Origin of the sequence: Amycolatopsis sp. SID8362 (genome assembly GCF_010550475.1) — a bacterium.
GTDB lineage: Bacteria > Actinomycetota > Actinomycetes > Mycobacteriales > Pseudonocardiaceae > Amycolatopsis > Amycolatopsis eburnea.
In genome coordinates, this window is sequence record NZ_JAAGNB010000067.1 from 1 (window position 1) to 6,508 (window position 6,508).

7 protein-coding genes are annotated in these 6,508 nt (G+C 70.8%); 6 read left to right on the forward strand and 1 reads right to left on the reverse strand.

The window, feature by feature from the left end; translation table 11 throughout:
• The 5 genes from G3I65_RS02570 to G3I65_RS02590 all read left to right on the forward strand — a co-directional run.
• Nucleotides 1–366 (forward strand): FCD domain-containing protein (locus G3I65_RS02570; protein ID WP_160694359.1); only part of this gene is annotated, 366 nt, incomplete at its 5' end.
• 184 nt (nt 367–550) lie between these two features.
• Nucleotides 551–1,750, forward strand: a complete 1,200-nt coding sequence (locus tag G3I65_RS02575) for a peptidase S8 (protein WP_160694361.1) — start codon at nt 551–553, stop codon at nt 1,748–1,750.
• Between the two features lie 235 nt (nt 1,751–1,985).
• Nucleotides 1,986–3,137 (forward strand): acyltransferase, encoded by a 1,152-nt coding sequence (locus G3I65_RS02580; RefSeq protein WP_160694363.1) that lies wholly within the window; start codon nt 1,986–1,988, stop codon nt 3,135–3,137.
• Between the two features lie 90 nt (nt 3,138–3,227).
• Nucleotides 3,228–4,928, forward strand: coding sequence for a CTP synthase (locus G3I65_RS02585; protein ID WP_160694365.1), 1,701 nt, complete (start codon nt 3,228–3,230; stop codon nt 4,926–4,928).
• A complete protein-coding gene (locus tag G3I65_RS02590) occupies nt 4,925–5,554 on the forward strand; it encodes an NUDIX hydrolase (RefSeq protein WP_160694367.1) in 630 nt (209 codons plus the stop codon). The genes G3I65_RS02585 and G3I65_RS02590 overlap by 4 nt, the downstream gene beginning before the upstream one ends.
• Before the next feature lie 74 nt (nt 5,555–5,628).
• Here the strand turns inward: G3I65_RS02590 and G3I65_RS02595 are convergent, their stop codons facing one another.
• Entirely contained in the window at nt 5,629–6,123 is a 495-nt protein-coding gene (locus G3I65_RS02595) for a DUF1707 domain-containing protein (RefSeq protein ID WP_160694369.1), read from the reverse strand.
• Between the two features lie 106 nt (nt 6,124–6,229).
• Between G3I65_RS02595 and G3I65_RS02600 the strand changes: the two genes are divergently transcribed.
• The coding region (locus G3I65_RS02600) for a site-specific integrase (protein WP_163046630.1) at nt 6,230–6,508 on the forward strand (279 nt) is incomplete at its 3' end.

A 6,508-nucleotide genomic window follows, 5' to 3' on the forward strand; every position in this document is an offset into this window, starting at 1 on the left:
GGCGCGGCGGAGCTGAGGCGGCTCGAGCGGGTGCTCGCCGACGCCGCCCGCGCGACCGCCCGCGGCGACGCGGCCCGGATCACCGTGCTCAACTCGCGCTTCCACGACGAGATCGTCGCCACCGCCGGCAACGCGCTGCTGACCACGATGCTGCAGCCCCTGCAGGGCAGGCTCCGCTGGCTCACGAGCCAGAACGAGCACTGGGCCGAACTGCTCGACGAGCACCGCCGGCTCTACGAGGCCATCGCGTCCGGCGACGCGGAGCGCGCGCACACCGAAGCCGTCGAGCACGTACGGGTCAACCGCGAGGTGACCTTGAAGTCCCTCTTCGGGGAAGCGGAAACGGGCGAGCGTCCGGCGGGCTGACCGCTACGGGGAGTAGCGTCGCGGCGGAGTCCGGTTTGGCGGGGAATGCCTTCGCGCGCCCGGATTTTCCACCATTGGGAGCAACCGGGACCCGACTTTGGTCTGTGTCATCCGGCTGAACGGCTGCTTACTGTCTTCGCTCACCGGTCCCGCCGACTGGGTCCCCACCTCCCGGAGGTTCACTGTGCGTAGAGCGACGGTATTCGCCGCAGCCTTCACCCTCGCCCTCACCACCGCCGGCGTCGCCGAGGCGGCTCCAGCGCCCATCAACCACGGGCAGCACGCCCAGCGCGTCTGCTCGGCCGCCCCGGCCGGGTACGCGGCCTGCAACGCCTGGATCGACACCGACCACGTCGCCGCCGCGGCCGCGACGCCGTCCGGGCTCGGCCCGGCCGACCTGCTCTCCGCGTACAACCTCGGCTCACTCGCCGGCAGCGCGGGCGCCGGCCGGACGATCGCGATCGTGGACGCCAACGACGACCCGACGGCGTTCTCGGACGTCAACGTCTACCGCGCGCAGTACGGCATCCCCGCGCTCGCGTCGTGCACGCCGTCGTCGATCGACGCCAGCGCCACGCCGTGCTTCGCCAAGTCCGACCAGAACGGCGGGACGTCCTACCCGCGCAAGGACGGCGGCTGGGCCCAGGAGATTTCGCTCGACGTCGACATGGCCTCGGCGATCTGCCCGAAGTGCAACATCCTGCTCGTCGAGGCGAGCACGGCCAGCATGGCCAACCTCGGCACCGCGGTGAACACCGCGGTCCGGCTCGGCGCCGAGGTGGTCAGCAACTCCTACGGCGGCGGCGAGTACTCCGGCGAGACCACCGACGAGGGCACGTACTTCAACCACCCCGGCGTCGCCATCACGGTCAGCTCCGGTGACTCCGGTTACGGCGTCGAGTTCCCGGCGGCGTCGCGCTACGTCACCGCGGTCGGCGGCACCAGCCTGAAGAAGGCGTCGACCACCCGCGGCTGGAGCGAGACCGCGTGGAGCGGCGCGGGCAGCGGCTGCTCGGCCTACGTCGCCAAGCCGTCGTGGCAGACCGACAGCGGGTGCTCCCGGCGCACCGTCGCGGACGTCAGCGCCGTCGCCGACCCGGCCACCGGCGTGGCCGTCTACGACAGCACGTCGTACCAGGGCCGCAGCGGCTGGATGGTGTTCGGCGGCACCAGCGTCGCGGCGCCGGTCGTCGGCAGCGTGTACGCGCTCGGCGGCGTGAGCGGGGTCAGCGGCGCGAACACCGCGTACTCGCACACCTCGTCGCTCTACGACGTGAGCGGTGGCAGCAACGGCTCGTGCGGTGGCACCTACCTCTGCACCGCCGTCACCGGGTACGACGGCCCGACCGGCCTCGGCACCCCGAACGGAGCCGGCGCGTTCTGACCGTTCACCGTGAAGGGCCATCACGTGGGTGTCGTCACGCCCGTGTGGTGGCCCTTCACGCTGAGCACTAACATGATCACAGGATCGATGCATCCCGAGCGACAGTGGCATATCCGACAGCCCGGCAGGGGCCCGCCAACAGGCGCCGCCCAGTGCCTTCATGGGAAATTCACAGAATGGGTGGCAAGTCTGACAACGTGAACCACGCCGACGACGGTGCCGGAACGGCGGCACGATGACGACTGCCCAGGCCACTCTCGAAGCTCCCGCCCGGCTCACGAGACCGGGTGGGAAAGCGCCCTACCTGCACCAGATCGACCTCTTCCGGTTGATCACGTTCGCCTGCGTGATCCTCATCCACGTCGTGGGCGCGACGAACTTCGCGCAGGACGTCGGCGCCAACGCCGTCGAGACCCCGCTGCACTTCACGCGTGAGGCGTTCTTCGCGCTGACCGGGTTCGTGCTCGTCTTCCAGAACCGCGGCCGCGAGATCACGCCGTCCGACTTCTGGCGCAGGCGGCTGCCGCTGGTCGCGACCCCGTACCTGGCGTGGACGATGTTCTTCTGGGCGTTCTCGCTGGTGACCGGCACGCAGCAGCCGGACTCGCTCGAGGCGTCGATGCGGCTGCTGCTCAAGGATCTCGTCACCGGCGGCGCCTGGTACCACCTGTACTTCCTGCTCGTGACGATGCAGGTGTACCTGCTGTTCCCGTGGATCATGAAGCTGCTGCGGGCGACCGAGGGCAGGCACAAGTGGCTGCTGCTCGGCAGCGGCGTGCTGCAGGTCGCCGTGACGCTGTTCATGACCTACCAGCCGTTCGGCGTCAGCTACGAGACGATCACCCACCTGTACGCCACGCTGCTGCCGTACCAGTTCTACACGCTGTTCGGCGCCGTCGTGGCCATGCACTTCGAGGCCGTGCACGCCTGGGTCGGCCGGCACCGGCTGCTGCTCGGGGGCCTGCTCGTGGCGGTGCTGGCCGGCACCGAGTGGGTCTACCTGCACACCGTCCACAGTGGAACATTCCCGCAGGTGGCCAGCGACCCGTTCCAGCCGTACCTGATCCCGTGGTGCGTCACGGTCATCGCCGCGATCTACGCGTTCACCACCCGGTGGTCGGGCCGCCGCCGCGAAGGCAGCCGCGGCGCCCGCCTGGTGTCGTGGGCGGCGAACCGGTCGTTCAGCATCTTCCTGGTCCACCCGCTCGCGCTGGCCCTGCTCGGCCCGGTGATCCCGCACGTGGCCGAACGCTTCGGCGCGCCCTGGCTGAGCTTGATCATCTACCTGGCGACGATCGCGCTGACGGTCGTGATCGTCGAGGTGCTGCGGCGGCTGCCGGGCAGCCGCGCGCTCACCGGGCGCCCCCGGCTGAGGGTCGCGGCCTGAATTAGCCCGACAGGGTGGTCAGGAGCACAAAACGCGGTTCGGGGATGTCACAGCGAGCGGATCCGCGGGGTTGGGATATGCTGGCGGCCCGTGGGACTTCAGTCACGGGCTACCAAGTACGTCTTTGTCACCGGAGGCGTCGCCTCCTCTCTGGGTAAGGGACTCACGGCTTCGAGCCTGGGTCAGCTCCTTACCGCACGCGGGCTTCGCGTCACGATGCAGAAGCTCGATCCGTACCTCAACGTCGACCCCGGGACGATGAACCCGTTCCAGCACGGTGAGGTGTTCGTCACCGACGACGGCGCCGAGACCGACCTCGACATCGGGCACTACGAGCGGTTCCTCGACCGCGATCTCGACGGCAAGGCCAACGTCACGACCGGCCAGGTCTACTCCGAGGTGATCGCCAAGGAGCGCCGCGGGGAGTACCTCGGCGACACGGTGCAGGTCATCCCGCACATCACCGACGAGATCAAGGCCCGGATCACCGCGGCCGCCGGGCCGGACGAGACCGGCCAGTCGCCGGACGTCGTGATCACCGAGGTCGGCGGCACGGTCGGCGACATCGAGTCCCTGCCGTTCCTGGAGGCGTGCCGCCAGGTCCGCCACGACGTCGGCCGCGACCACTGCTTCTTCCTGCACGTCTCGCTGGTGCCGTACCTGGCGCCGTCGGGCGAGCTCAAGACGAAGCCGACCCAGCACTCGGTCGCCGCGCTGCGCAACATCGGCATCCAGCCGGACGCGCTGGTCTGCCGGGCCGACCGCGAGATCCCCGAGGACCTCAAGCGCAAGATCGGCCTGATGTGCGACGTCGACACCGAGGCCGTCATCGCCTGCCCGGACGCGCGGTCGATCTACGACATCCCGAAGGTGCTGCACGGCGAGGCGCTCGACGCCTACGTCGTCCGCCGCCTCGGGCTGCCGTTCCGCGACGTCGACTGGACGGTGTGGGGCGACCTGCTCGACCGCGTGCACAACCCGAACGAGGTCGTGCGGATCGCGGTCGTCGGCAAGTACATCGACCTGCCGGACGCGTACCTGTCGGTCACCGAGGCGCTGCGCGCGGGCGGGTTCGCCCACCGCGCCAAGGTCGAGATCGTCTGGGTGGCTTCCGACGACGCGCAGACCGCGTCCGGCGCGGCCTCCGTGCTGTCCGATGTGGACGGTGTGCTGATCCCGGGCGGGTTCGGCATCCGCGGCATCGAGGGCAAGGTCGGCGCGATCGAGTACGCCCGCACCCGCGGCGTGCCGCTGCTCGGGCTCTGCCTGGGCCTGCAGTGCATGGTCATCGAGGCCGCCCGGCACCTGGCCGGCATCGAGGACGCGGGCTCGTCGGAGTTCGACGAGAACACCAAGCACCCGGTGATCTCGACGATGGCCGACCAGCGCGACGTCGTCGCGGGCGAGCGGGACATGGGCGGCACCATGCGCCTGGGCGCGTACCCGGCGAAGCTCAAGGCGGGTTCGCAGGCCGCGAAGGCGTACGGCACCACCGAGGTCTCCGAGCGGCACCGGCACCGCTACGAGGTCAACAACGCCTACCGCAAGCAGCTCTCGGACGCGGGGCTCGTGTTCTCGGGCACCTCGCCGGACGACCACCTGGTCGAGTTCGTCGAGCTGCCCGCCGACAAGCACCCGTTCTTCGTCGGCACACAGGCGCACCCCGAGCTCAAGAGCCGCCCGACCCGGCCGCACCCGCTGTTCAGCGCGTTCGTCAAGGCCGTGGTGGACCGCAAGGTCGCCGAGCGGCTCCCGGTCGAGCTGCCCGAGGCCCCCGTGGCGGCCCGGTGACGGCGCCCGGCGAGCACGAGTTCAGCGTCGCGGCCAGCCGGGACGTCCACATCGGACGGGTCGTCGGCCTCCGGGTCGACGAGGTCGTCATGCCGGGCGGCGGCACCGCGACCCGCGAGGTGATCGAGCACCTCGGCGCGGTCGCGATCGTCGCGCTGGACGAAGACCGGCAGGTCACGCTCATCCACCAGTACCGGCACCCGATCGGGCACCGGCTGTGGGAGCTGCCCGCCGGGCTGATCGATCACCTCGGCGAGGACCCGGTCGGCACGGCGCGGCGTGAGCTGGTCGAAGAGGTCGGCCTGGCGGCGTCGGACTGGGAGACCCTGGTCGACGTCGCGGCGTCGCCTGGGTTCACCGACGAGGTCGTGCGGGTGTTCCTGGCCCGCGGGCTGTCCGATGTGGAGCGTGACGTGCTCGGCGACGAGGAGGCGGACCTGGTGATCCGCAAGTTCCCGCTGGCCGAGGCGGTGCGGATGGCGCTGGCGGGCGAGCTGGTCAACGGTGCGACGGTGTCCGGGGTGCTGGCCGCGCACGCGGTGCTCTCGGGCGCGGCCCCGGCTCGCGCGGCGGATGCGCCCTGGGAGGACCGCCCGACGGCGTTCGCCAAGCGCAAGGAGTCCTGACCCCGATGCCGTGAATGACTCATTCATGTCGCCAGACGACATGAATGAGTCATTCACGTCGTTTCGGCGGCGGCTCAGGGGCGCAGCGGGCGGCCTTCGGCGTCCAGGCCGCCGTTGGCCAGCAGGATGATGCCGTCGATGATCGGCCAGAGCGCGCCGAAGCCGAAGGTGATCATGCAGACGAACAGCTGCAGCACGCCCAGCCCGATCTGGCCGGTGTAGAACCGGCCGACGCCGAACGGCAGGACGATCTGCAGCACCCCGGCCACCGTCTTCGAGCGGTAGGAGTACGGCACCGGCTGCGGCGCGTACTGCATCGGCATGGGGACCGGCGGTGGCGGCGCGTAGACCGGCATGGGCGACGGCGGCGGGCCGAAGAACCCGGGGTGGGGTCCCGGCAGGTCGCGGAACAGCGGCCGCAGGTCGCCGACCGTGGCCGCCGCGTAGGCGTCGGTCACCCTGGTCTCGTACTCGTCCGGCGTGATGCGGCCCATGCCGAAGTGGTCGGCGAGCAGCCTCGCCGCTTCCTCCCGCTCGGCGGTGCCGATGCGGAGCGCGTCCGACTCCATGGAATCCAAGGTAACCGCGCGAAGCTGAGAACGGGGTTTCTGCCGGGTCACGAGCCCCGGGCGGCCTAAGGTGACCCGCGTGGAAGCCGCGGGCAGCACGGCCGACGTGATCGCCGCGTACCTCGACCACCTGGTCGTCGAACGCGGGACCGCGCGCAACACCCTGGACAGCTACGCCCGTGACCTGCGCCGGTACGCCGCGTACCTGGACGGCGCGGGCGTCGCCAAGATCGCCGACGTCACGTCCGCGCACGTCACCGGCTTCGGGGCGGCCCTGCGCGAGGGCGGCGGCGAGCACAAGCCGCTCGCCGCGTCCTCGGCCGCGCGGGCGCTGGTCGCCGTGCGGGGGCTGCACAAGTTCGCCCACGCCGAGGGCGTCACCGAG